Origin of the sequence: Pontixanthobacter rizhaonensis (assembly GCF_012972675.1) — a bacterium.
GTDB lineage: Bacteria > Pseudomonadota > Alphaproteobacteria > Sphingomonadales > Sphingomonadaceae > Pontixanthobacter > Pontixanthobacter rizhaonensis.
This window is the reverse complement of the sequence record NZ_JABCRE010000002.1, coordinates 1,043,891-1,070,291: the sequence shown is the minus strand read 5'-3', so window position 1 is coordinate 1,070,291 and position 26,401 is coordinate 1,043,891. Positions and strand designations below refer to the sequence as shown.

Here is a 26,401-nt window from a genome sequence, read left to right as displayed (position 1 = left end):
CTATTATCCTGCTGAAAAGACGCGAGCGTCTCTATAACCGGCCGCGCGTATCTTTGCGAGTGCCGCTTCAGCCTGTCCACGATTGGCGAACGGGCCTTTGCGAACCCGGTAATATCGCCCGGATTGTTGAATAAATCCGTCAATCTTACTCGCAGCGCGTTCTGCGTTGGCTTTGCTAGAGAACGCTGCTGCCTGGATAACGAAACCGTCATCTATATCGCCGCTCGTAACGGCCGATGAAGCGGGCGGCGCGGTGCGGGCCACTCTTGGTACGGCTCTAGGTGAGGCCGCAGGGGCCATCCGGACAGGAGCGGCAGCTTGCCTTGCGCCAGACAAGGGCGGCAAAGGATATTGCGTTACCGCCGCGCGGTTTCTTGAAAACGCATCAGCAAATGACGCAGCATTTGCAGCCGGGAGCTCCGTCGATGGCTTCGCGGCTGCGACGGCAGCAGGCGTTATGCTTTCTGGCACTGCACGACTGCTGCTGGCCATGGCGGGCATTGCGCCGGCTACGCTAGCAGCAGGCGGATTGGCTTGCGCAAGGCTTACTGAGCCGCTTTCAGGAAGCTTGCGCTTCAGAATGGCGACCAAAGATGCTGGTGTTTCCATCCGCTCTGATGCCGCTTGTCCGCGGCGTAGCTTTGCACGATCGGTTTCAAGCGCATTAACGCGGCGGATTCTAATGGGGCTGCCATCACTGATTCCCAACTGTGACAACGCACCGGCCGAAAGTCCGACCAGTCTTTGGGTAGTCATGGGGCCACGCCGTTCGACCCGAACCAGCGCAGTCTTGCCTGTGTCGAGTGAAGTAACTTCGACATAACTTGGTAGAGGGAGCGTCTTATGAGAGGCCGTTATCCCGGTTCCACCTTGGGGATCAGCACCGGCATACCCGACTTCATCGTAATTTAGCCTGTCCGCCGGAGTGAAAAGCTGTCCCTCGACGGTATAGGGCTTCCCGATGACAACCGGATAATCTGCCTCGGGGCCATAGCTGACTGTCTGCGGCGCCGCTTCCGCGGCGCTGCTGAAGTTAGGAATGTCGTCTGCCCCACGGCCACAGGCCGCCAACATGGCTGTCAGGCCAAGGGCAAAGAAACGGGTACGGACGTCAGTTAACAATCTCATCTGCAAGCAATCCCACACTCATAGCGTAGTAGTTCGAGCAGTTATATTCGAGGATAACCCTATAATTTGAGGTTAAGAGCCAAGCAGGTTTTCCAGGACCGTCGGGTTGGAAGAAGGATGCCAGCACATCATCAGCCAAGAATTTTTGCGGCCGAACGCCCAATTGGCGCCATTCTGCAACGGTTTTCCATTGGCTATGGCGTTCATGAACCCGAGGGCACACAGGCGAGACGACTTTATTTTCGATGGCGGCGCGATCAAGCGAGCTTGGTACAGAAGCCCGGACGCCCCATGGCTGACCGGTACGCCAGCCCGAATCCTGAAAGTATCTGGCGATCGAGGCAAGCGTGTCAGCGCGGTTGTTGAAGATGTCAGCACGGCCGTCCCCGTCCCCGTCAGTGGCGAGACGGAGGTATACGCTCGGCAAAAACTGTGGGTTTCCAAAAGCTCCAGCCCAACTGCCGACCAATTCCGAACGGGAATATCCCTTTTCTGCAACCTTGAGTAACGCGATCCATTCGCTCTCAAACAGATTGCGGCGGCGCCCTTCCCAGGCCAGCGTTGCGAGCGAGCGCGACAAATCAAAATTGCCCTTATAGCCGCCGTAATTGGTCTCATGCCCCCAAATGGCCATCAATATCTCTGCGGGGACGCCGTATTTTTCTTCAACACGGGGATGGATCCCGCGAGTCGATCCAAACATTTCACGCCCCCGCCGGATGCGGGTCGGGTTCACATGCGTGTTGATATAGGGTGCCAGCGCCGGATAACCGGTCCGGGTTGGAGAGCCCGGTTGCCCCTGATCCAGCTGGATCACGCGCTGGTTCGGCGTCAATCCGGCGGTCATACGAGTGATCGTGCGCTCGCTAACACCTTGCGCACGCGCCTTGGCGGACATCAGCTGCACATAGGCATCAAATGACATGTCTTGGGATTGGGCCGGCGTCGCGGGCGACATAACGATCATCGCCGCGAGCGCGGCTAGCATGGGTTTGAAATTCATCGCTAATAGGTGTCACACAGCAGAATAACTGCAAGTCTATTTCGTCAATATGATGGGGAAAGCCGATCAAATGATCGGCTGTCACATTTTTTGGCTTCGGGGCAAACTTGGCTCTTTACCTGTGAGAGAAGCGCAACTAATGCGCTTGCGGGCAGTTGGCAGAGTGGTCGAATGCACTAGTCTTGAAAACTAGCGAGGGTGCAAGCCCTCCAAGGGTTCGAATCCCTTACTGCCCGCCATTTCCCTTTTTATCACGATCTTTGCAGCGGCTCTCTTACCGAGAGTTTTCTATGCGTGCGCCTGTGTGCTCAAACATAGATTGCTCCTATTTTTCAAAGCTAAATACAGACTTGTAAAATGACGCAACATGGCCTTGGCCAACCGATCGATCCCGCCTAATTGTAAAATAAATCGGGCTGCCAATACAGGTAAACAACATAATTGCCCGCACGCAGGAGGCGCAGCATATGCCAATTCGGGTCGCAATTGCAGACGACGATCAAGAAGTTATCAGCCAAGTTGAAGCGGCCATCCGCGGCGCGGGTCATGAATGTGTGACATATCGCAACGGTAAAGATGTGCTAAATGCCATAAAGCGTGAGACTTTCGATGTAGTGTTGTTGGATTGGAGCATGCCCGGTGCAACCGGAATTGAAGTACTGGGTTGGGCGGCAGAAAATATCGAATCGCCTCCACCGTTTATCATGCTGACAAGCCGCAGCAGTAAGGGTGACATCATCCGTGGTTTGGAGACAGGCGCGTGTGACTATGTCATCAAGCCAGAAAGCAGTGCTGTTATTCTGGCGCGAATTGAAGCTGCAGCAAGACGCGGGAAAGCACAGGTCACGCGTGAGCGTTTCAAAGAGTACGGCATTTACAAAATAGACAGCTTGGAAAACACTTTCTTGGTCAATGGCGAGGAAATTAAACTCACTTCAAAGGAATTCCAGCTCGGCGCATTGTTCTTTGAAAATATGAACCGGCCATTGTCTCGTGGGTACTTGTTTTCGCAAGTCTGGGGAACGTCAGAAGACATCGCAACACGCACGCTCGATATGCATATTTCCAGAGTGAGATCAAAGCTGTCCTTGAAACCCGAAAATGGATTTGTCATCCAAACCGTCTTCGGCTTCGGATACAGAATGGACACCTATTTAGAAGTCGACTAACCCATCCCAAAGAGGGTGTGTATTCATGAGCAAAACAGTTTCAGCTGCGGTATTGGTGAATGCGAAATCGGCATTGCTGGTCGCGGCTTCCGTAATTCTGTCTGGCTGTAGCTTGGCCGGGAATCCTTCATTGGAAGGGTACGGTCCTGGCCTGAGTAAAACGGATTCAGTATCGCTTCATAGTTCCGGCAATGGGTCTTACCATACAGCTTACAAAGAAGCGCTTGAGCAATCTTTCCGTGGTCGGGGTTTTTCCATTGCCACAGACGGCAGATATGTCGCTGATTTCGCGATCTCCGCAAGGGCATCTAATAGCGCAATAGCCGTGGTCAAGGATACTGACCAAGAAGTGGCCTATGTCTCGGCAGCGCGGAAGCGGAAATTTCTTCAAGAATGTGATGGCGAGCGCCTACGGGCTACACTCATCGTATTTGACCGGTCAGATGGCAGTGTGGCTTTTCGCGGGATGCGTGAGTCGGACGTGTGCGAGGTTACCGAAACGGCAGTTTCCGTGATGGCAGATGAGCTCGTCGCGAGCGCTGCCAATCGCTAATGCCTTAAATCTCTGGCGCCACGGGTAGTTGAATAGTGAATTTGGTGCCCTCGCCCGTGGCAGTATCAACACTGATTAGCCCGTCATTGGCATTCACTGCCATTTCTACAAAGGCGAGACCCAAGCCTACACTTGGGCCAGCGCTATCATCATGGTGGCCAAAGCGTGCGAATGGATTGTCCTGACGTTCGATTGGCAAGCCTGGCCCTTGGTCCGCAACGCTAACCGAAACATATTCACCGTTCTCGAGCAGTTCGGCAATACAAATCGATATTGTGGAACCAGCAGGTGAAAATTTTAAGGCGTTGCTGAGCAGATTATCAAACACCCGGGCCAGTAATGACGGGTCTGCATATATAAATACGGGATCATCAGGTAGCTCTTGATGGATCGTAACCGCATTCTTTTTGGCAGTGGTGTAACACCGGTCAGCCGCCTCATTGATCAGCGCGCAAAGGTCCGTATCTTCCTTTTCTACCGGGGTTTCTGACAGTCTTGCAAGCTGCACAAAATCGTCTGCAAGCTTCAGAGTGCGTTTGGCCTGCTGCTGGATACGCTCAAACCGTTTGTCATTGTCGGCAATAACTGAGTCGCGACCAGAAAGGCCAATGATAGAGACCTGCGGGGTGCGCATATCGTGGGACAGGAACTCCAGCATTTCTTGGCGTTCAGCTTCTTTACGCTTTAGTTCCGTGACATTGCGCAACACCATGATCTGGCCTGTATGGCTGTCATCATGCTGCTCTTCTGAGGCAAAGGATGCTTCTGCTACCAGATAGCTGCGGCCGTCTGGGAGGTTCAGATCCCCTTTCGCCCCGTCCAAAACCGCGCCAACCGATGACAGCATTTCAGGTAGATATTGATCGCCCTCTTCAGGACCGAACAGCGTCACGGCTTTCTGGTTTTTCATCGTAACCAGCCGGTTTTTATCCAACACAATGATCGCGTCTGGTGCCGCTTCAATAATATTTCTGATGAACGAAAAGCGTTCACTAAACTCGCTGAGAAGGCCGCGCATCCGGTCAACTTGCCGAGCGACAAAGTCAAAACCGCCCCCGCCCCGGTCAGAGATGCGCGTGCTCACTCCTGCAAGGCTAACAGCCTGCCGATCGAGGAAATTGCTGACCGATGCAAGGCGGCGCCATCCCCATAGCGGGTATGAGATGACGATGGCGAGCAATGCGGATCCCGGTGGAAACCACCATCCAACCGCAGCTACGCCTCCAACTGACATGAGCAGCAACGCACCGGCCAGCGATGCGGTAAGGATAAGGCTGAATTGCGGTGGCAGTTGCCAAAAGCCAAGGAACAGTAAAGAGATTGTCAGCAGCGTAACAAACACGGTCGTCCAAAAACTGCTCTTGGAAATAAACTGGTCGCTTTGAAGTGACTCAAGCAGGTTCGCCTGAATCTCTACTCCGCTCATGATACCGCCAGCATGCGCAGGTACGGCGTAAGCGTCACCCATTCCTTGCGCTGTTGCGCCAACCAGTACAATTTGATCCTCAATCAGATTTTGTGGGACGGAACCGTCCAAAATTGATGCCGCGGACACAGTCTTGAAATGCCCCGCCTGTTGAAAATCTAGCAAGGGCCACGGTGCGCCCTGTTGTTGCCCCAGAACTTGATCCGGTAGCTCGCCATAGGCACGCTGATGGGCGGCGATCATCAAATGGGGAACGGCCTCTCGACCATCTAGATCGTGGGCTAACGATATGTGCCGTACAATTCCATCATCGCTGAATTCCAGTGCGACATGCCCGGTTGCTATGGCTCCGCTGGCAATTTCAGCGATAGGTTCGATGGTTTCATTTCGACCTGATCCATCAAAAGCGGTTTGGAAGGATATCGGGAGGAGTACATTATTCGCATCACTAATCGCTCGCCCCAGAGCTGCGTCGCTATCGGTGCTTGTCTCTTCAAAAAACAGAATATCGAGCACAATAAGGCGGGCACCCATTGCACTCAGCCTATCAACAAGGGCAGCATGCGTATTGCGTGGCCAAGGCCAACTGCCGACTTGTTGAAGACTGGCATCGTCAATTTGAACGATAGTAATATCTTGATTTGCAGGACGGTCTATCAGGGCGGTACTGTAATCGAGAAGCGCGAAATCAACCTTGCTGCTAATGGCGGTAACGAGGCTGGTAACAGCAATAATGCAGGCGAAGGCCAGCAAAATTAGCCATTCCGCAATCAGTCTAATCCGCACTAGCTGTTCCTAATTGATCTGCTGTGAGGACACGACCCCTGAATACCTGGTGGGAAGTACGGATTTACTCCCCAACGGTCAATTCCTGTGGATCCGCCCAGACTTTCACCAATCCTTCCGGCAGCATTTGCAAGGCGGCGACCCGCCAAACGTAACGTCCCTGTTTCAGGTTGGTCAAAGTGAGAGAGTTATCTTGCGTTCCAAGCTCATCGACTAACAAGGTGTTCGGATCATCTTTGCGCCACATCTGGAAGCCGTACAATACTTCGCCATCACCTTGTGACAGCCAAGCGAATTTGAAACCGTCATCCAGAGGTGATTGTGCGACAGAGGCGGTTACGCCGACCCTTTGCCGACGGAAAGAATGCGTCTCGGACAAGCCTTCCAGCCCGCTTGTGGCGATTGCGCGAGTGCGCACAAAATACCGCCCGTTTGGAAGTTCACGGAAGGCAGCGTCATCGCCGTCGACAAGTTGATCGTCCAAAATTGAGACGAACCCAGCGTCTTGTGCGACTTGCACTCGGTGGGCCTTCGCGCCGGTTACGGGGGCAAAAGAGAACTCCACCAATTCCGATGTCTGGATCCGGGTAGGGTCATTCATCAATGGAGCATTTAAAAGTGCTTCCGGCTCGTTAATGCCGGCAGGACTAGACGCCACTCCGAAACCAGCGTCTGCCAAGGCGGCTTCTGCCATGTCAGACACATTGACGCTGCCTTCAATAACTTCCGTTGTGGCTAATGAAGTCTCCGCATCAAAACCCACTCTGAACTCCGTACCGCGAACGGCGGACACGGCAACAGGAGTGCGTGTCCGGAACCGTTCCTGTGCACGGAGTTTCGGCGCCTTGATCGAGCTCCGGCCATTCACAATTTCCAAATCTACGTCGAGCGCGTCATTTATGAGATACCGCTTTGCGCTTTTTAGCCGTGCATGAGAGCGCGATGGCAGAGTAACCAGTGATCCGCTGTCACCACTAAAGGCGACGAAGCCTTTTCGGCCAGTTTCGATCTCCATACCCTGCCGCAAAACAGCACCTTTGGTAGCAGCTAGACGCTGCCCGTTGGCAATCAGCGTTACCGGCCCGCTGAGACTTTGGATCCGAAGTAGTACAGGCTTTGAACGCAATTGCTCCCTCGGAATTCTTAACACCTTACCGGCTTGCATCTGCGTGGGGTGAGTGACCCGATTGAGCCGGCGCACGATCTCTGCCGATCGCGGTCCGACCATGTACCGCTTCGCCAGCCAATACAGCGTATCACCCTGGGCTACCTTATACGTGATAGGTGCGTCGTCATTTGCCACGGCAGCAGTGCTGGAAAAAGATCCGAGCAAAATGCCGGTAATAAACCCAAAAAGCACACGTGATTGGCGGATCATGTTCATATCCCTCAGTGGTACACACAAAAACTTATACACGCGCTGCATAGCGGGTAAAACTGACGCTAACCTTACAATGCAGTTTGCGTTATATGATTTTACAACCGATGGCGATGGTTTCTGTTAGGCGAAATCAACTCGAAGCTTCGCGCTCTCATCAGCCGAAGCAAATAATCGAGAGCCCTTGGGGTCGCACATCAAAGCTGAATTTTTCAGCGGTGATGTATGTACTGCGCGAGCAGTATTTAACCCTAGTGCTATCCCGTTCCAAGGTTGGATGGTCTCACCCCCCTACCCTTCTTTGGAACGGGATTTTATTCATGTGATGATGTTAGGGCAAAGGCTCTCATTGCATCATAATACGGCCGGCACTGGTCGGCCAACTTCAAAGCATCACCGGTCAGCTTCGGCATCTCGCTCGGAGGGGCGCCGAATTCCGTTGATGCTGTCACACGGTCATACCAATGCGAGGCCCAGATCCCGTCAGTTTCCCGGGGCCCGGCTTCCCATTTCAACATCCCGGCATCCCAAGGTATTTCCAGTGCGGCACACAGCGCTTTCAAATGACCTTCCGGGTCGTTCAAAAAGCTCGTCGATTCGATCACGGGCGGCGGTGTGTTGGACAGCGTCGCGGCTTCTTCGAAATATGCCAGCTGCTTGTCATAGCGAAGATCTTTAAACGTAACGGACGCCCGCTTGCGAACGTAGCTCGCGATGACACGCTCTGGTTCGCGGATTAGAAATGCATGTCGATGATCGGGAAAAGAGCTGATCCCCACGGTATCAATCATGTGATGCGGCATGTGCTTTTGATACCAAATTGCTGCATCAACCGGAGGTGGCCCGTTCATAGCAGCGGTTACCGCATGCCAGTCACATTCCATATCTTCGATGATCTCAGTTGCCATCGGCTGAGGTTCGCCAGACTGTTTCAGGTAAGCGCCATAAAACGGTTCGTCGCTCACCGTGCAATCCGTGCGCCCTCCAAAGCTACGCATCATCGCAGTGGAAATATTGCGCGGCCCAGACCACATGGCGATGCGAATAGTCATCCGGTGGTGCCAGCTGCCTCGTGGGAGAGTCTTTCCAGATATAGCTGTTGGAGCCGTTTAACCATAGGGCCGCGTTTGGTGCTCAGCTCTCTTCCATCGACGGTTCCCACCGGGGCAAGGCCTGCAAAAGTACCTGTGGTGAAGGCCTCATCCGCGCCGTAAACGTCGGTTAGAGAAAAATTGCGCTCGTAGACTGGAATACCAGCATTACGCGCAATCTCGATTACCATGCCCCGCGTAATCCCATCGAGGCAATAATCGCCGCTCGATGTCCAAACTTCACCATCCTTGACGATAAAGAAGTGGGTCGAATTACAGGTGGCAACAAAGCCGTGCGGATCGAGCATCAACGCTTCATCAGCGCCGGCTTGGGTCGCCTGGATACAGGCTGTAATACAGTTCAGCTTGCTGTGACTGTTCAATTTGGGGTCTTGTACATCGGGGTATCCACGCCGAACATGCACTGTAAAAAGACTGAGCAGGCGCGTCGCCGTCTCTGGCAGGGCCTCTTTCCATTCTGGAATGATGACTATTGTTGCTGGTGAGATCACCACACGGGGATCTTGATAGGGCGTCGAGCGGATGCCGCGCGTTACCATCAGGCGGATATGGACCCCGTCGCCGTCCATTTCATTGGCGGCAAGGACAGAATAAAGCCGCTCGGTCAGTTCACTCTTCGTGATACCGATGTCCATCGCGATCGCCTTGGCGCCGCGATAGAGGCGGTTTAAATGTTGATCCAGGAAAGCAAGTTTTCCGGCATGCAGCCGGAGCCCTTCCCACACACCATCACCCAACATGAACCCGCTATCGAAAACGGATATTTTTGCCTCAGGACGAGCGAAGTGCTCACCGTTTACATCAATGATTACGTTCTCATTGCGCGGATCGGGGAGATAGCTGTGAGTTCCGTGGGCCATGCTTAAATATGTAGAGCCTTACCATACGCGCTCAAGACACTTTCATGCATCATTTCGCTGAGTGTCGGGTGCGGGAATACCGTTTGTCCTAGCTCAGCCTCTGTCGTTTCGAGCGTCTTGCCGACTGTATATCCTTGGATCAGCTCTGTGACTTCCGCGCCGATCATATGGGCGCCCAGCAGTTCGCCGGTCTTGGCGTCAAACACAGTTTTGATAAAGCCTTCCGCTTCCCCAAGCGCAATAGCCTTACCATTACCAATGAAGGGGAAGTTGCCGACTTTTAGGTCGTAGCCTGCTTCTTTGGCCTTGGCTTCCGTCAGGCCGACACTGGCTATTTGCGGGTGGCAATATGTGCAGCCCGGAATGTTGTTGCGGTCAAGCGGATGAGGGTGGACATCTTTATTGCCAAGTTCCTGCGCGATGGCTTCTGCTGCGGACACACCTTCGTGACTGGCCTTATGCGCCAACCACGGTCCCGGAGTACAGTCGCCAATGGCCCACAAGCCTTTTGCGGCGGTACGTCCATAAGGGTCAATCTGGATAAATCCCCGGTCCATCTTTGCACCTGCTTTTTCCAGACCGATGTTTTCCGTGTTTGGGACAATCCCAATCGCTGAAATAACATGACTGAATTCGCTGGTTTCGACTTTTCCGTCTTTGCCTTTGATCTTCGCAGTTACGCCTTTGGTCCCGATTTTCAAATCCTCGACACCGGCACCAGTCATGATCGTCATGCCCTGTTTGGTAAGCGATTTGTGCAGGAACGCGGACACCTCATTGTCCTCGACCGGCACGATCCGGTCCAGCATTTCAACCACGGTCACATCAGCGCCCATATCATTGTAGAAACTGGCAAATTCGATACCGATTGCTCCCGAACCGATTATCAGCAGTTTTGCCGGCATCTCTTTTGGCGTCATGGCGTGACGATAGGTCCAAACACGTTCGCCATCAGCGGGCGCAAAAGGTAAATCCCGTGCTCTCGCCCCTGTTGCCACGATCACATGTTTGGCGTTGAGCTTTTCTTCGCCTCTATCGCCCTTCACGGTTAGCGATGTCGGAGAGTTCAGCACCCCCTCACCCATATGAACAGTGATTTTGTTCTTTTTCATCAGGTGTCCGATGCCCTGATTCAATTGTTTGGCTACACCCCGGCTGCGCTTTACCACCGCTTCCAGATCAGCCTCAATACCTTGCGCCTTCAACCCGTAATCACCGGCATTCTGCATGTAGTGAAATATCTCTGCCGAACGCAGCAGCGCCTTAGTCGGGATGCAGCCCCAATTGAGGCAGATACCGCCAAGGTTCTCACGTTCGACAATCGCAGTCTTGAGACCCAGCTGAGCGCAGCGGATCGCCGCGACATAGCCGCCGGGGCCCGAGCCAAGAACGATGACATCATATTGCGCAGCCATAGATACTCCGTTGTGGAAGTGGTGCTTTACCCAGCAACCAGTTCAATGTGTTTTGCTGGAATCCAGCCATATTGGCATGGTCCGCTATAGGGTTCCGAAACAGCCAAAGCGCTGCTGACGCGGCAGTCCCCCAGATCTTGATTGTCACCCATTGGGTAGACGATCCCTTGCCAACCTTCATCGGCTTCACACAGCCAGACAAGCGTCGATAATGGCAGTTTGTCTTTTGTCGCCGCCAGTTCATATGCATCCACACGAACGCGCATGAAATCACCCTTGCGCGCTTCAAAACTGGCGATGCGGCCAATGCCCGGGCAGGCGTCAGCTGATGGCCCCTCAAGCCCAATCATCGGCGCGCGGCCTTCATCGTCGAAGCGTTCAGGTGCGGCAGGTCCGATTTGCAGAGCAACCAATGCAATGGCGGTGAGCATATTCATAAGGTTTACGCCACCAAGCCAAAGGGACTTTCAACCAATCCCTTAAACGCCGCCATCAACTTAGCGCCATCAACACCGTCGATTGCACGGTGGTCGAAGCTGCCAGTGGCGCTCATCACGGTTGCGACAGAAAGCGCGCCATCCACAATGTAGGGCCTTTGTTCGCCAGCTCCGACAGCCAAAATCATTGCCTGTGGAGGGTTAATAACGGCATCGAACTGTTTCGTGCCAAACATACCCAGATTGGACAGGCTGGCAGTGCCGCCCTGATATTCATGTGGTTGCAATTTGCCATCGCGGGCCTTGCCAGCCAGTTCCTTCATTTCGGTCGATATCTGGGAAACCGTTTTGTTTCCGGCATCTTTGACAATCGGCGTGATCAAACCGCTGGGGGCTGCCACTGCTACAGAAATGTCCTGACGAGTGTAGGTCCGCAGAATATCTCCGCCAAAACTGACATTACATTGCGGGACCATCGCCAGAGATTTCGCCAAGGCCTTAATCAACAAGTCATTGACCGAGAGCTTGATGTCTTGCGCCTCCAGCGAAGCGTTCAGCTGCTTACGCAGGTCCAGCAGCGCATCCAGACGCACATCAACGGTGAGGTAGATATGCGGAATAGTTTGCTTGGCCTCTGTTAGGCGGCGAGCAATAACTTTGCGAACATTATTGAGTTTGTCATCCTCATGCGGAATGTCAAAGTCTGGCAGGTCGGTTTGAACGGGCGCGGACGGCGTGGCTGCAGGTGCGGTGACTGCCGACGCTGCCGGTTTGGCGCCTTCGACGTCTGCTTTCACAATTCTGCCATTTGGTCCGCTGCCTGTGATACCGGTTAGGTCCACACCGTTTTGCTCCGCGATCCGCTTTGCCAAAGGTGACGCAACAATGCGATCACCTTTTGGTTCGGGTGTCTTTGTCGGAGCAGGAGCCGCAGCTGCAGCAGCAGGCGCGGCCTTCGCAGGCTCAGCCTTTTCTGTCTTGGTTTCAGCTTGTGGTTCCTTGACCGGGGCAGCTTTTGCCTCTGCAGGGTCCTCACCCTCTTCAGCGAGCGTGGCAATCACGGTACCGACTTGGACACCTTCAGTGCCCTCGGCAACATCTATACTGACGATGACACCTTCATCAACAGCTTCAAATTCCATGGTCGCTTTATCGGTTTCAATTTCGGCCATGATATCGCCTGAACTGACGGTATCTCCCTCTTTCACGAGCCAACGGGCAAGCGTGCCTTCTTCCATAGTCGGAGACAATGCGGGCATCTTAATTGGGGTGGGCATATCGGTCTGAATTTCCTGTTTTGGCCTACAAACTCTCTGTGGCCAATTTAGCGGTTTCGAGCAAGGTTCTTGCGCCGAATACGTTTTCATCCGATACCTCGCACCTGACGGTGTGGGGCAGAGTAGCGATATGCGTGTTTATTTGGTGATTATGGATGAGACAGCCGAGGCGCGAAAAGCGCTTAGGTTTGCTTCTCATCGTGCGATGGCGAGCGGCGGAGCGGTTCATATTTTGGCGCTTGTCGCCAAGCAGAATTTCAATGCCTTCGGAGCTGTGCAAGCGACGATTGAGCAGGAAGCGAAAGACCGGGCGGAAGTTATGGCGAGCAGCGCCGCTGGTAATCTATTTTCTGAAAGCGGCAAAATGCCGACCATTTCTGTGAAGACTGGTGAAGGCCATGCCGTCATCAAAGAATATCTCGCCGAACATCCCGAGGTTGCGGCGCTGGTTTTAGGTGCGGCAGCAGACGGTACACCTGGGCCGCTAATATCGCATTTCTCGTCACATTCCGGCAGTTTGCCCTGCCCGCTTTATGTGGTCCCCGGGAGTTTTACCAATGACGATATTGACCGCGTCGCAAGTTAGATAAGCGATTAGCGCTTCTTCCGCCCTTGGTGACGGATATTTCCAGGTCGTCCCCGCTTCCCACGCATGTGCTTTTGCGGGCCTTTGCCGCGATGTCCCGTCTTGGCCTTTGGCGCATTTCTTTGCCCCCGCGGCTCTATCGGATTGCCATCACCGTCGAGCGGAACGAATTTCAGCGCGCCGGTCAGAGGGTTTGCTTCGCCTAGCTGGAGCTTGAGGGTGTCACCGGAAGAATAGCTAGTACCGCTATGCTCGCCGACCAGCGATTGTGCCGCTTCGTCATAGCGGAAAAATTCTGACCCGAGTGTTGATACCGGAACCAAGCCATCTCCGCCCAATCCAACGATTGTGGCAAAGAAACCAAACGACTGGACCCCGGTAATTCGGGTTTCGAAGGTTTCGCCCACTCTTCCGGAAAGCCACGCTGCAACATAACGATCAATGGTATCCCGCTCCGCCTCCATCGCGCGGCGTTCGGTTTTGCTAATCGCATCGCAAATTTTACCAAGATCATCGCGGTCTTTGTCTGATAGTCCTGACGATGCCGGAATATCAAAAGACGGTTTGGCTTGTTCCAGATCAAATGAATCGACCAGTGACCGGTGAACAAGCAAATCGGCATACCGACGAATGGGCGAAGTGAAGTGAGCATATGATCCGAGCGCTAGCCCGAAATGGCCCGCATTATTTGGGCCGTAATATGCTTGGGTTTGAGACCGTAGTACCGCCTCCATCACCTGAGCCTTCTCTGAAGTCTCTTCTACATCCTTCAGCATCTTGTTGAACAAGGCGGGCGTGATGACCTGACCCAGCGCCAGTTTCTTACCAAAAGTTTCCAGATATTCACGAAGGGCCACCAGTTTTTCGCGGCTCGGCTGTTCGTGAACCCGGTAAACAACAGGGGCAGTTTTGCTTTCCAGAGCTTTTGCCGCAGCGACGTTGGCTGCAATCATAAAGTCTTCCACGACGCGGTGGGCATCCAGCCGTTCCCTAACGGCGATTTCTGCGATCTTGCCCTGATCATCCAAGACAACGCGCCGCTCTGGAAGGTCGAGATCCAGCGGATCGCGTGCTTCACGGGCAGCTGCCAAAACCTTCCAGCAATCCCATAGATTGCGGAGGTTTTCAGGAGGGCTGCCATCATCAATTCTCTTTTGAGCATCCTCGTAAGGAATAACCTCGTCAATCCGGACGATCGCGCGTGAGAAGCGGTGCGATGTAATCTTGCCCGTGCTCGATACCCGCAAATGACAGGCCATTGCTGCACGATCTTCCCCCTGCCTTAGGGAGCATACATCTGCGCTCAGAACTTCTGGCAGCATGGGCACCACACGGTCGGGAAAATATACCGAGTTACCGCGTTTCCGTGCCTCCCGGTCCAGCGCGCCTCCGGGGCGGACATAATAGCTGACATCGGCGATGGCGATTAATGCGTTGAAACCGCCCTCCCCATCAGGTTCTGCCCATATTGCATCATCGTGATCTCGCGCATCAGCGGGGTCGATTGCCACAATCGGTAAGTGTCGCAAGTCCTCCCGTTTGTCAGTGCTTACCGGTAATTTTGTTGCCCGCTCTGCCTCCGCCAATGTTTCGCTCGGGAAAACGTTCGGGATGCCATGTTTGGAAATAGCTATCAGGCTGAAAGCTTTGGGGGCCAGTGGATCGCCGAGCACTTCGATGACATTCACCCCTGCCCGGGTGCCACGACCAGCTGGCTCGGCCAGTACCAATTGGCCCGCTTCAGCTCCGCCGAGATCGGCAATGGCGGATGATGTACGGATACGTTTATCGACGGGTGCCAGCCATGCTTTTCCGCCCGCGTCAATTTCCACAACACCCATCAAGCCATCGGTCTTCGCCGGTAGCTTTTTCATGACGTGCGCTTCTAGATTTGAGCCCGCTTCTTCCGTTCTCGCTAAGATGCGGTCGCCAATCTTGAGGGCGGGATATCGCCCACCACCCTTTTTCTTTCCTTCGATCACCCTCAGCCGCGGCGGCGGTGTCGCGTCATCGGGTTGCCAGGTTTCTGGAATGGCAAAAGCTTCGCCATCCTCGATATCCATAACCTTGAAAACGGTGACTTTCGGGACGCCGCCCATACGGTGATAGGCGGTGCGTTTGCCGTCGATCAAACCTTCTTCCGCCATATCTTTCAAGAGACGTTTTAGAGCAATCTTCTCCTGTCCCTTAAGGCCGAACGCTTTTCCGATCTCCCGTTTGCCGACAATGCTATCGGCAGACTGAATGAATTCGAGAATTTGTTCGCGAGTGGGCAGACCAGCTGCGCGTGGTTTGGATTGTTTGGCCATTTGCGCCCTATGGACGGGGCCGCGGCCCCTGTCACGGACTTAGTCAAACACGCTGCTATTGATATCTGCTGTCCGGGAAGGAAAGGTCTTCAGAGTACTTTCGGGCCTTCACCATAAGCGTTGGGCCCTTGTTGAGATTTCATCAATCCAACCAAGACAACTATCAAAAAGGCCAGCCAGCCTAATAAGTCTTGTGCGATCATACCCGGTTCCAGAGGCATGCTGTTGCCTGCCAGTTCTGCCTGGGCACCAGACCGCATTGTGTCTGCAATTCCATCCAGTTGGCGATAAGCGATAAACATCCAAATAACCTGTATAGCTATGGGTACTGCGACCAAAATACCCGGCAGCCCTACATCGTGAGTTCGGCGCATAAAAGACGCCGCGAGCAGGACAATATTGACAGCTGACTGGATGATGCTGAACCAAACCAGTGTCGGAGCATAGTTGATTACCTCATCCAATATGGCTGCTTCGGCTGCTGCTTGATTGCCAGACTGTGCAGCGGCGATGCCAACTTCTGCGGCAGCCACCATCATCGGAATGCTCGCTAAGATTGAAGCAAGAACGTTTAGTATTACGATGAACAACACATAGAGCCAAAACACTTTACGACCATCTCGGCCATGAATGTTTGTCAGATTCTTCAGATTATAGGCAATAGATGCGAACATCGGCCCCCTCCCCCTAAGTCTAATATGCTTTTGCGACGTAGATGCGCTCAACTGCCGGCGCACCTGTAAAGATGCAGGCACCGGTTGTTGGTGTATCATCCATCGGAACGTTGCGGACTGTCAACTTCATGTCTTTCAGCGTCTCAACAACCGCATCAAGATCGGCACCAGTCGGCTTGGACCATGCTACTTGAACCCAGCCAGGGTGAACTGCTGTGTCAGCGAAGTGTTCTTTCAGCCCTTCAATGTCGGTAATGTCAGTCCGGATATTGGCATCCCGCCGTTCTTTAGCTTGTTGGAACAGATTTGCTTGGATTGCGTAAAGCAACTCCTGCATCCCGTTAGCGGCCTCTTCCCGCGTTGGCGTTTGGAAATCGGGCTTACCATTTTCAGCCCACATTTGGTCGCGCCGAAGCAGGCTGACAACGTCATTGTCCATATCGCGGCCACCAACTTCGATAATCACCGGCGCGCCTTTGCGGACATAGTCCCAGCGCTTTGCCGCCGCTTTACCGGGCCGTGTATCGAGCAGGACCCGCAGCCGTTCGCCAAAGGCAGATTGTTTGGCTAGTTGATCATGCAGCGACTGGCAATATTCAATCAGCGCATCATCACCCTCTTTCCCGCGCAGCATTGGCAATATTACGACTTGGCGCGGTGCAATTGTGGGCGGAACACGAAGGCCGTCATCATCCCCGTGTGTCATGATGACACCGCCAATCATCCGTGTTGATACGCCCCAGCTGGTGGTATGGCACAGCTGCTGGCTGCCCTCTGGATCCTGATATCTAATCCCTGATGCTTCGGCAAAATTGGTGCCGAGATAGTGCGATGTGCCCGCTTGCAGTGCTTTGCCATCCTGCATCATGGCCTCAATCGACCACGTTTCTACGGCACCGGGAAAACGTTCATTCTCTGGTTTTTCACCTGCAATAACAGGCATTGCCAAATCTTCTTCAGCGCAAGCGCGGTAAACCTCCAGCATACGCAGAGTGTGCTCTTTTGCCTCAGCTGCGTCGGCATGTGCTGTGTGCCCCTCCTGCCACAAGAATTCACTTGTGCGCAGGAACATTCGTGTGCGCATTTCCCAGCGCACAACGTTTGCCCATTGGTTCGTCTTCAAGGGCAGATCGCGCCAGCTTTGGACCCAACGTGCCATTGCGTCGCCAATGATAGTCTCGGAGGTTGGCCTGACCACCAAAGGTTCTTCTAATTTGGCTGCTGGGTCGGGAACCAGCTTGCCCTTCTGATCCTGGATCAACCGGTGATGCGTAACGACCGCCATTTCTTTGGCAAATCCATCCACATGCTCCGCTTCACGCTCAAAATTCGCTAGCGGGATGAAGATCGGAAAATAGCAATTATCATGACCTGTATTCTTGATGCGGTCATCCAGTAGCCTCTGGATACGTTCCCAAATGCCGTAGCCCCACGGTTTGATGACCATACATCCGCGGACGCCAGATTCCTCTGCTAAGTCAGCAGCCGAGATGACTTCTTGGTACCATTGCGCAAAATCGTCTGCGCGCTTCACGTTCAATGCGTGGCGAATGTTAGACACAAAAATTCCTGTTTCTTAGAGATTGGATGCAGCGTGATATCGGCGGCTTATTTACCGATTTCGTCGAGCTTTTTCTGCATTTCTGCCATTTGCTTGCGGAGGGCTGCAATCTCGTCACTGTCAGATGTGCTTTCCGCAGTATCAGCCGTTTTCCCAGTTGGCAGAATAGCTTCGCCCACAGCGCGCATCACGGCCAAATTCGTTTCTGCCATTTTTGCAATCGGATTGCCGGTTAAGCCATCCTTCAACGCGTCTTGTATCTTGGCTTGATTGGCCCGGAAATTGGACATTGTGGCTTCGAGATATTGCGGCATCATCGACTGCATGGAATTGCCATACATCGCAATCAGATCACGCAGGAAACTGACCGGCAGCATTTGTTTGCCGCTTGCTTCCTCATCCATGATAATTTGCGTGAGAATTGAATGGGTGATGTCTTCCCCACTTTTGGCATCAACAACCGCAAAGTCGGTACCTTCACGCGTCATTGCTGCAAGGTCATCAAGCGTGATGTAGCTAGATGAACTGGTGTTATACAAACGCCGGTTAGCGTATTTCTTGATGGTGACTTTATCACCGGGTTGCGCGTTGCGCTTGGCCATTGGAGTGTCCTAAATGTCGCTATGGATGCTGCATTAGCAGGTGCAGCATGTGCAGTGCAACATAAGTCGGTAAAATGTCCTCAGCGGCTGAATCGTTGTCCCAAAATGGTCAGCAGTTCATACTGCGACAAACCTGTTTTCCGCGCTGCCTCCGGTAGCGCATATGGAACAGTGAGCCAGTCACCCTCCTGACAATTTGCCGCGTCTGTGAGGTCTACGACGATCATATCCATCGATACCTTTCCAAGCACCGGCAATGCTGCGCTTTGATATTGCAGCATACCCCGACCGGCCCAAGAACGCAGATACCCATCAGCATACCCCAATGATACCACCCCTACCCGCATAGAATGGGGCGCCGTAAAGGTAGCATTGTAGCCAACGGTGTCTCCTGCGCTCAGCATCCGAGTTTGTAGAACAGCAGCGTCGATACCCACCACCGGCTTAATGATCCCGTCCAATTCTTGCCGCGGAATACCACCGTAAAGCGCAAGGCCAGGTCGGGTCAGATCGAAGGTGAATTCGTGGCCTAACGCGATCCCGGCACTGTTGGCCAAGCTCAACCGCTGATATCCTACTCTCGCAGCAGCAGAACGAAATGCATCCATCTGCATATGATTGAATGGATTGTCTTCATCCCCAGAAGCCAAATGCGACATCAAAATATCGACATCCAACTCAGCGATGCGCCTGTCAGATACTTCGTTTGGGGATAGGCCCAGACGGTTGATCCCGGTGTCTATCATTAGGTCACAAATGCCGCCGCCTGTATCTTGCCAGAGCCGGGCTTGATGCAGACTGTTTATGACCGGCTTCACCCCAGTTGATCGCGCGAAATTGGCATCTGCCGTGGTCAACGGGCCGTGCAAGACAGATATTTGGGCGGCGGGTACATAGTTAAGTAGCTCAGCCGCCTCCGCCCAGTGGGCAACGAAGAACGATTTGCAGCCTGCATCGGCTAGAGCGGGCACTACGCTTTGGGCCCCGACACCATAGGCATTGGCCTTCACCGCCGCGCCAGCTGCCGCCTTGCCAGACAGATGGTCAAGCGCGCGCCAGTTGTCTGTCAAAGCGCCCGTATCGACTGTCAGCCGAAGATGCGCAGGCGGGGCTTCAGGCATGCTCGTCAAAGTCAGTAGGCGGCCCGCTCGGCAGGCCCCACCACGCGATAACCAAGCCGAATGCTACTACGACCCAAGTATACCACAGCCCTGAATATGGATCCCCGGTTGAAGCTATGATGTAGCCTGCAATCAACGGTAGGAAGCCGCCCAAATAACCCGCGCCGATGTGATAGGGAATCGACATCGAACTATAGCGGATTTTTGGCGGAAACATTTCCGACAGCAATGCTGCGACAGAACCATAGGTCAGCGCCGATAATACACCCAAAACCAGCAACAGTGCGATTATCCCAAGGATGTTAATCATAGGCGGATTTTGAACCGAGAAGTCGTAGCCAGCAGTTTCAAGCATCGACTGCAACTCCGCTTTACGAGCGGCTCCATCGTCCCATGGGTATGCCTCGTTGAAGTCTGCTCGCTCTTTCCCAATCGATACCGCAAACTGATCACCCGTCAGCGTTTTGGCGGGCGCGATGTTGTAACTCACACCAAGCGATGTCAGATCCTGTAGCACTCGCCCGCATCGGGTTTCCTGAGCTTCTGCGAATGGGTCGTATTGGCATGACTCTCCGGCGACAGTGATGGGAGAATCGACCGCGCTCTGCTGCAATCCCGGATTGGCCAACGCGCCAATTCCCCAGAACACTGGGAACAACAGCAGCAGCGACAGGATAGCGCCAACCACAATCGGCTTCTTCCTGCCAACAGTGTCAGACCATTTCCCCACGAGGATGTAGAAAACCATCGATGCGCCGCCAGCCACAAGCATGATAATTTCTACCATGCCTGGATCTAACCGCATGGGGCCGCGCAAGAACGACAGGCCCGAAAAGAACGCCGTGTACCAGATCGTTGTCAGAATGCCCGTGACACCGAACAGTGTCACAAAAATGCGCTTCTTGTTGCCTGGATAAGTAAAGCTTTCGACAAACGGATTTTTGGCGGTTTCGCCGGCCTCTTTCATGGCCTTGAACACAGGGCTTTCTGAGAGCTTCAACCGCATCCACAGGGATATGAACAGGAGAATGATCGAGAGTAAGAATGGAATTCTCCAGCCCCATTCCGCAAAGTCTTCTGCGGGGATCAGGGCGCGGCATGCCAAGACGACTACGATCGATAAAACAAACCCACCGACCACGCTGGCCTGGATGAAGCTGGTGTAAAATCCGCGTTTCTCTGGTGGAGCGTGTTCAGCAACATAGATCGCTGCGCCGCCATATTCCCCGCCCAATGCGAGGCCTTGTAATATGCGCAGCAGGATGACGATTATGGGCGCGGCAATACCGATAGTGGCAGCACTTGGAATGAAGCCCACCCCGGCTGTCGCGATGCCCATCAGGGTGACGGTCACAAGAAACGTGTATTTCCGCCCCAGCCGATCACCCAGAAAACCAAACAGGATCGCACCTAGTGGCCTGAAACCAAAACCCACCGCAAACCCGGCCCAGACAAGCAGGAGTTGCAGCGTTTCATTGTCCGACGGGAAAAAAGCAGCTCCGATCAAAGCAGCCAGGGTGCCGTAGATAAAAAAGTCGTACCATTCGAAGATCGTGCCTGCGGATGATGCGGCAATAACGAGGCGAATCTCTTTCTCGCTCGGTTGATGCGCTTTCAATGCGGCTGCGTCACTCATGACAAACGGTTCTCCCCTATGAACAGGCCGAAGTGTTAGCTTGCTGATCCTTCGTTGGAAAGCGCCGCAGTGACAGCTCTCCACGGAAGCAAGATTGCACCGTGACGTGCGGGATAGTGCTTTGCTGTATCCAACAGATCAAAAGATGGAATATTTGGAGTAGGCTTCGCGCCTGACAGCCAAGTTTCAATTTCATTTTGCCGCGACCGAACCCAAGCTTGATCGCGCCCAATCACGTTTTGAGCCATGATGGCCGCGGAGGCTTGCCCAATTGCACATGCCGATACTGATAGGCCAATTGAAGCGATCAAGCCGCTCTCGTCACAATCCATTCCAACCGTAATGGTGCTGCCGCAGGTGGATGATCTGGCGTCAGCTTGATGACTGCTATCGTGCTTCAATCGGAAATCAGCGAGAGTAACGGCCAAAGCCAACACATCAGGTGTGTATAATTTTGCAGCGTTTGTTTGAGCCATCAAAGGGCGGTGCTGCTGTCCCGCAAACGGGCACGGCGATCTTCGATCATTTGCACCAATGAATCGGCGCTTGCGTTGATTACGGGATATGTTCTCGCCGTCGTCATCCAAGCGGGCCGCCCGGCAACACCCCATACGGTATCATACCCGAGAACCAGCAATGAGAACCCTAGGACGACGATTAGGGTCCCTTTTATCGCGCCAAAGCCAAAGCCCAGCACGCGGTCAATCGGTCCAAGAATGGAATTTCGGGAGGCTTCCCCTACTCGCCCAGCGATAAGCTTCATGGCAGCATAAGGTACCAGAAGCAGGATCGCGAAAGCCAATACGGCAACAGCCGTGCCGGGGCCCATATAATCCCTTAAAAGCTCATAAAACGGTGTATGGAGATAATGGATCGCAAACAGAGCCAATACCCAAGATGCCAGTGACAAGACTTCTTGAACAATGCCGCGGGCGAAACCGCCGATCGCTGCCACGCCGACAATAGCCAGAACAATGATATCAAAACCGCCCATGCGTGTGATGATTATTCTTTTGGCATCACTTGGTCAACGAGGTTCCGTAATTGTTTTAACCCCCTGTAATTTAGTCCCTTAGTGGTTTCGCCGTCTTGGGGGCCACTGCCTTCGGTAAAACCGAGCTTTGCCGCTTCTCTGATCCGCAAGCCTGCATGGGAAACGGGCCGAATCTCGCCAGCCAGCGATACTTCACCAAACCAAATGCTGTTGTTTGGCAATGCCTGATCCGTCAGCGCCGAAATGAGCGCTGCCGCCACGGCTAAATCTGCGGCGGGATCGGATAAGCGATATCCGCCTGCAACGTTTAGATACACTTCTGCCGAACTGAAGTTCAACCCGCACCTCGATTCAAGCACAGCAAGCAGCATGGCCAAACGCCCGTTATCCCAGCCAACCACGGCGCGTCGCGGCGTTGCCCCGCTTTGTAATCTCACAATCAGTGCTTGCACTTCGATCAATACCGGCCGTGTCCCCTCCAACGCAGGGAACACCGCGCTTCCTGCCAGCGGAATATCCCGGCCAGACAGAAACAACATTGATGGATTTGTGACTTCTTCCAGCCCTTGCTGAGCCATTGCGAACACACCAATTTCATCCACCGCGCCAAACCGATTTTTGAGGGCGCGCAGGATACGATATTGGTGGCTGCGTTCACCTTCGAAACTCATCACCACATCGACCATGTGTTCAAGCACTCTTGGCCCAGCGATGCTTCCATCCTTTGTCACATGGCCAACCAGCACCAGTGCAACGCCATTTTCTTTGGCGTACCGGATAAGCTCAAAGGCGCACCCTCTTACCTGGCTTACAGTACCGGGAGCACCCTCAATCGTGTCAGAGTGCATCGTCTGGATCGAATCGATCACCAGCAGGGCAGGTTTTTCCATGGTGCCCAGAGTGGTCAGAATATCCCGAACAGAAGTGGCTGCGGCCAGCTTTATGGGGGCATCCGCCAACCCCAATCGCGCGGCACGCATCCGAACCTGTCCTGAAGCTTCCTCTCCGCTAACATATACTGTGGGAGCCCCATCTTTAGCGATCTTGGCTGCGGCTTGCAGCAGCAAGGTCGATTTCCCGATCCCCGGGTCTCCGCCCATCAATATGGCAGAGCCGGGAACCAGCCCGCCGCCCAAAGCGCGGTCGAATTCTTCAAGCCCGGTAGGCCTTCTGGTAAGAGGTTCGCTGGGCGTGTTGAGCGCGACGAATTCGACCGCTCGCCCGCCGCTGGATAAGTCATGCTTTTGTGAGAATACAGTCGCAGGCATATCCTCGGTCAGCGTGTTCCACTCTGAACAATCCGGACATTGTCCCTGCCATCTGTGTGCAACTGCGCCGCATGCTGCGCAAACATATCGTTTTTTTGCCTTCGCCATGCAGTTTCTTTAGTGAGAACATAAGCGGAACGCAATTGCCATCTAAGCTTTTCACCGTCACAGTGGTGAAGTGAGACAAAAAGAACTTAGAATTGCCCTTGTTTGCTACGGCGGTGTCAGCCTTGCGGTTTACATGCATGGCGTCACCAAAGAAATATGGAAACTCGCCAAGGCGAGCCGCGCATATCATTCTGGCGTAGAACGAAGTGAAGGTGTCCAAGGGGTCTACCGTGATCTGCTAGAGCGTATCGAAAGCCATCAAAGCCTGCGTATTCGTGTGCTTCCAGACATCCTGACGGGCGCCAGTGCGGGTGGGATAAACGCTGTATTTTTGGCGCAAGCTATCCATTCCGGCCAATCTCTCGAGCCCCTAACAGACCTATGGTTAGAAAATGCCGACGTCGATCAACTCGTCGATCCTGATGCCCGTCCAGTTTGGCGTTTTGCCAAATTCTGGTCGCAACCCTTTGTCTCGTGGTTTTTGAAACGCCCAGGTAATGCGGTTTCTGAAAGCGTGGCTCCTGAAACACGGGCGGAGGTGCGCCGCAAAGTTACCCAATTGATTAAGGGCCGGTGGTTTGAACCGCCCTTCTCAGGTCTGGGATTCTCGAAACTGCTTCATGACGCGTTACAGTCTATGGCGGATAGCGACATCGAAAAGCCTCTGTTACCGCCCGGCCATCCAATCGATTTGCTCGTAACAGCAACCGATTTTAGGGGCCATGTCGAACTGCTGCGCTTGAATAGTCCTGCTGTTGTTGAAGAAAGCGAGCACCGGCTTCCGATCGGTTTTTCTGCCGTGACACCGGGTGATGGCGGGCGAAGCTTGGCTGATCCGATGGAATTGACTGTCGCTGCGAGGGCAACAGCCAGCTTTCCCGGAGCGTTCCCACCGCTCCAATTGAAGGAAATAGATCAGCTGGTAAGCCACGAGGGTTTGTCATGGACCGGAAGAGATAAGTTTATCGCGCGTGTGATGCCGGTGCGGTCGCGGGCCAATTCCGCAGATGATGTTGTGCTGATTGACGGGTCTGTTCTGGTCAATGCTCCGTTCGGTGCGGCATTGGACGCGCTACAAGGACGGCCGGCACAGCGCCAGGTTGATCGGCGGTTCGTCTATATCGATCCGCGCCCAGACCGTTTCAGTGATAATGCGGAGAAGGACAGTAAGCCTATCGGTTTCTTCTCTGCAATATTCGGATCCCTATCCACCATTCCGCGCGAACAGCCTATTCGCGATAATCTGGAAGATCTGGAAGAACAGTCTCTTGATGCAGAGCGTATGCAGCGAATGGTGATGGCGCTGCGTCCGGAAGTTGAGCGCGCTGTAGAAAAATTATTTGGACGGACTCTGTTTCTCAACCGCCCTACCCCTAAGCGTTTGGCGTCATGGCGCGGTAAAGCCCAGCAGGCTGCGGCTGATGAAGCGGGCTATGCTTTCCAATCTTATGCCCAGGCGAAATTTACTGGAATTGTCGAGAAGCTGGCGCAGATCACTCACGCGGCTGCACCAGAACTCGGACTACCGGATAGCACTCCAATTGCTGATAGTTTCTATGCAGAGCTGTCGCAGAACGGTCTTGATGTTCTGTGCCAAGACGGTGAGACGAAAGAAGAGGCTATTGCGTTCTTTAGAGCGCACGATTTGGGCTTTCGCATCCGCAGGCTTCGTTTGTTGGCACGCCGGCTCGCGCGCGATTGGGAGGCAGACCCGGAAATCCCGGATGAGGCTTTGGAAGTCGCGCGGGCGGCAATCTATCGGATTCTTGCCCTGTACTTCGATCAAGAGAAAGCACAGGTGCTCGGGGGTGGTTTTTCCGCTTTGGCTGGCAATTCATTGCTCGCTCCCGGTGCGGTACTGACCCATTTGGCGGAGCACAGACTGTTGCCAGAGATAGACGACAAGGCGGAAGAACTGCTTGCGGAAGCGCTAGATCAGATGCCTAAAAACTTAAGGCGGCGGATGCTCCTGACGTATCTTGGGTTCCCGTTTTATGACGTGGCCACTCTTCCATTGATGCGAAATGAGGGGCTGACGGAATTTGACCCAATCAAGGTTGATCGCATTTCACCCGATGATGCGCGGGCGATCCGCGAAGGCGGCACCAATGCAACTTTACGCGGCACAGAATTCTATAACTTCGGGGCGTTCTTTAGCCGGGTTTACCGGGAGAATGACTATCTATGGGGCCGTTTACACGGTGCCGAACGCATGATTGATCTGATTTGCTCAACAGCAGAAGAACAGCTTCCGGATGAGGAATGCTTGAGATTTAAGCGGCAGGTATTCCTCGCCATCTTGGATGAGGAAGAAGACCGCCTAAAAGCCAATCCGGAGCTGCTGACGACGGTCCGAGGAGAGGTTTTGGAGCGGCTTGGTTAAGCCCTATCGAAGAATAAAAGCATCACCAACCGGCTATCATCGTCGGTCTTGCCAAAGCCGCCAGCCGCCGTGTGAAATTGCCACGGTGAGAACAGCAAGAGCCTGTTGAACCGGATCGGAACACGCATTGTCCGCTCCCATTTCGCCGGGGAGTTCGTGTCTTTGTTGACGACGTCTTCGATCAACCGATTAACGTCGCTATATCCTGCGTTCTGAATGGACGGAGCATCTCTAGGAATGCTCTCAAAACCTGTCCGCTTGTGCCGGAAGAAGTCTGTGCCCCCTGCGCTTGGCGCAATGCAGTCTTCCGGTTTTGAAAGAAACAGAATACCAGAAAAAAATGCGGGGTCGATGTGGACTCCGCTTTTCCCTTTATCTGCTTTGCCGGTGATGCGGCAGTAACCGTGATTTGTGCCAACCGCGCCTTTGACATTGGTCCCCAGGTAACGAGATACAGTCTGATCAATCGAGCTCGTTGATAGGGCTTCGGTAGAATTACGTCCCGGAAAATTCCCATGCTGCATGGCTGGATCGTAATTGAGCGCCAAAGCTTGCTGCCGGGCTGCCCAAGGGTCGACCAAAAAATCATCAATAATAGAAATTGATGGCAGCAAA

The 26,401-nt window shown here is 53.7% G+C and carries 23 protein-coding genes and 1 tRNA gene; 5 read left to right on the top strand and 19 right to left on the bottom strand.

Annotated elements, in window-relative coordinates; translation table 11 throughout:
- Positions 1–3 precede the first annotated feature (3 nt).
- Both HKD42_RS05075 and HKD42_RS05070 read right to left on the bottom strand, forming a co-directional pair.
- Positions 4–1,128, bottom strand: coding sequence for an SPOR domain-containing protein (locus tag HKD42_RS05075; protein ID WP_246236743.1), 1,125 nt, complete (start codon positions 1,126–1,128; stop codon positions 4–6).
- The gene (locus tag HKD42_RS05070; RefSeq protein WP_170010894.1) at positions 1,112–2,131 is read right to left on the bottom strand and encodes a lytic murein transglycosylase; all 1,020 of its coding nucleotides are present in this window, start codon (positions 2,129–2,131) and stop codon (positions 1,112–1,114) included. Before HKD42_RS05070 ends, HKD42_RS05075 begins: the two co-directional genes overlap by 17 nt.
- 149 nt (positions 2,132–2,280) lie before the next feature.
- Here HKD42_RS05070 and HKD42_RS05065 point away from each other — a divergent pair.
- The 3 genes from HKD42_RS05065 to HKD42_RS05055 all read left to right on the top strand — a co-directional run bounded on the left by HKD42_RS05065 (position 2,281) and on the right by HKD42_RS05055 (position 3,853).
- Positions 2,281–2,370: transfer RNA gene (locus tag HKD42_RS05065), tRNA-Ser, on the top strand.
- A 228-nt stretch (positions 2,371–2,598) separates the two neighbouring features.
- Positions 2,599–3,300, top strand: a complete 702-nt coding sequence (locus HKD42_RS05060) for a response regulator transcription factor (protein ID WP_211483493.1) — start codon at positions 2,599–2,601, stop codon at positions 3,298–3,300.
- Positions 3,301–3,325: 25 nt separating this feature from the next.
- A complete protein-coding gene (locus HKD42_RS05055; RefSeq protein WP_170010892.1) occupies positions 3,326–3,853 on the top strand; it encodes a hypothetical protein in 528 nt (175 codons plus the stop codon).
- Positions 3,854–3,857: 4 nt separating this feature from the next.
- Here HKD42_RS05055 and HKD42_RS05050 read toward each other — a convergent pair whose 3' ends face one another.
- From HKD42_RS05050 to HKD42_RS05020, 7 genes are all read right to left on the bottom strand, one after another.
- Positions 3,858–6,065, bottom strand: coding sequence for a CHASE2 domain-containing protein (locus HKD42_RS05050; protein ID WP_170010891.1), 2,208 nt, complete (start codon positions 6,063–6,065; stop codon positions 3,858–3,860).
- A gap of 64 nt (positions 6,066–6,129) precedes the next feature.
- Positions 6,130–7,443: a FecR domain-containing protein gene (locus HKD42_RS05045; protein WP_170010889.1), complete on the bottom strand. Its 1,314-nt coding sequence runs from the start codon at positions 7,441–7,443 to the stop codon at positions 6,130–6,132.
- Positions 7,444–7,757: 314 nt separating this feature from the next.
- Complete coding sequence (locus HKD42_RS05040; protein ID WP_170010887.1) at positions 7,758–8,495, bottom strand: sulfotransferase-like domain-containing protein; 738 nt, start codon at positions 8,493–8,495, stop codon at positions 7,758–7,760.
- Positions 8,492–9,415, bottom strand: a complete 924-nt coding sequence (locus tag HKD42_RS05035) for an aminotransferase class IV (RefSeq protein ID WP_170010885.1) — start codon at positions 9,413–9,415, stop codon at positions 8,492–8,494. Before HKD42_RS05035 ends, HKD42_RS05040 begins: the two co-directional genes overlap by 4 nt.
- Before the next feature lie 2 nt (positions 9,416–9,417).
- Positions 9,418–10,830, bottom strand: a complete 1,413-nt coding sequence (lpdA, locus tag HKD42_RS05030) for a dihydrolipoyl dehydrogenase (protein WP_170010883.1) — start codon at positions 10,828–10,830, stop codon at positions 9,418–9,420.
- A gap of 26 nt (positions 10,831–10,856) precedes the next feature.
- Entirely contained in the window at positions 10,857–11,267 is a 411-nt protein-coding gene (locus tag HKD42_RS05025) for a hypothetical protein (RefSeq protein ID WP_170010881.1), read from the bottom strand.
- A gap of 5 nt (positions 11,268–11,272) precedes the next feature.
- Positions 11,273–12,544: a pyruvate dehydrogenase complex dihydrolipoamide acetyltransferase gene (locus HKD42_RS05020; protein WP_170010879.1), complete on the bottom strand. Its 1,272-nt coding sequence runs from the start codon at positions 12,542–12,544 to the stop codon at positions 11,273–11,275.
- Between the two features lie 130 nt (positions 12,545–12,674).
- On the opposite strand from HKD42_RS05020, the gene HKD42_RS05015 reads away from it, so the two are divergent.
- Positions 12,675–13,130, top strand: coding sequence for a universal stress protein (locus tag HKD42_RS05015; protein WP_170010877.1), 456 nt, complete (start codon positions 12,675–12,677; stop codon positions 13,128–13,130).
- Positions 13,131–13,138: 8 nt separating this feature from the next.
- Here HKD42_RS05015 and rnr read toward each other — a convergent pair whose 3' ends face one another.
- The 9 genes from rnr to radA all read right to left on the bottom strand — a co-directional run bounded on the left by rnr (position 13,139) and on the right by radA (position 23,403).
- Positions 13,139–15,439, bottom strand: a complete 2,301-nt coding sequence (rnr, locus tag HKD42_RS05010) for a ribonuclease R (RefSeq protein WP_170010875.1) — start codon at positions 15,437–15,439, stop codon at positions 13,139–13,141.
- 89 nt (positions 15,440–15,528) lie between these two features.
- Positions 15,529–16,113: a DUF805 domain-containing protein gene (locus tag HKD42_RS05005; protein WP_170010873.1), complete on the bottom strand. Its 585-nt coding sequence runs from the start codon at positions 16,111–16,113 to the stop codon at positions 15,529–15,531.
- 19 nt (positions 16,114–16,132) lie between these two features.
- On the bottom strand, positions 16,133–17,674 hold the full coding sequence (proS, locus tag HKD42_RS05000; RefSeq protein ID WP_170010871.1) for a proline--tRNA ligase: 1,542 nt from the start codon (positions 17,672–17,674) through the stop codon (positions 16,133–16,135).
- Positions 17,675–17,721: 47 nt separating this feature from the next.
- The gene (gene phaR / locus HKD42_RS04995) at positions 17,722–18,276 is read right to left on the bottom strand and encodes a polyhydroxyalkanoate synthesis repressor PhaR (protein WP_170010869.1); all 555 of its coding nucleotides are present in this window, start codon (positions 18,274–18,276) and stop codon (positions 17,722–17,724) included.
- Between the two features lie 80 nt (positions 18,277–18,356).
- Positions 18,357–19,397: an alanine racemase gene (gene alr, locus HKD42_RS04990; RefSeq protein WP_170010867.1), complete on the bottom strand. Its 1,041-nt coding sequence runs from the start codon at positions 19,395–19,397 to the stop codon at positions 18,357–18,359.
- Complete coding sequence (locus HKD42_RS04985) at positions 19,390–21,033, bottom strand: MFS transporter (RefSeq protein ID WP_170010865.1); 1,644 nt, start codon at positions 21,031–21,033, stop codon at positions 19,390–19,392. Before HKD42_RS04985 ends, alr begins: the two co-directional genes overlap by 8 nt.
- Before the next feature lie 35 nt (positions 21,034–21,068).
- The gene (locus tag HKD42_RS04980) at positions 21,069–21,509 is read right to left on the bottom strand and encodes an iron-sulfur cluster assembly scaffold protein (RefSeq protein WP_170010863.1); all 441 of its coding nucleotides are present in this window, start codon (positions 21,507–21,509) and stop codon (positions 21,069–21,071) included.
- Positions 21,509–22,027 (bottom strand): CvpA family protein, encoded by a 519-nt coding sequence (locus HKD42_RS04975; RefSeq protein ID WP_170010861.1) that lies wholly within the window; start codon positions 22,025–22,027, stop codon positions 21,509–21,511. Before HKD42_RS04975 ends, HKD42_RS04980 begins: the two co-directional genes overlap by 1 nt.
- An 11-nt stretch (positions 22,028–22,038) precedes the next feature.
- A complete protein-coding gene (gene radA / locus HKD42_RS04970; RefSeq protein WP_170010859.1) occupies positions 22,039–23,403 on the bottom strand; it encodes a DNA repair protein RadA in 1,365 nt (454 codons plus the stop codon).
- Positions 23,404–23,473: 70 nt separating this feature from the next.
- Between radA and HKD42_RS04965 the strand changes: the two genes are divergently transcribed.
- The gene (locus tag HKD42_RS04965; RefSeq protein WP_170010857.1) at positions 23,474–25,786 is read left to right on the top strand and encodes a patatin-like protein; all 2,313 of its coding nucleotides are present in this window, start codon (positions 23,474–23,476) and stop codon (positions 25,784–25,786) included.
- Here HKD42_RS04965 and HKD42_RS04960 read toward each other — a convergent pair.
- Positions 25,783–26,400, bottom strand: coding sequence for a DUF6445 family protein (locus HKD42_RS04960; protein WP_170010855.1), 618 nt, complete (start codon positions 26,398–26,400; stop codon positions 25,783–25,785). The two genes, HKD42_RS04965 and HKD42_RS04960, sit on opposite strands and share 4 nt — an antisense overlap.
- Position 26,401: the final 1 nt, after the last annotated feature.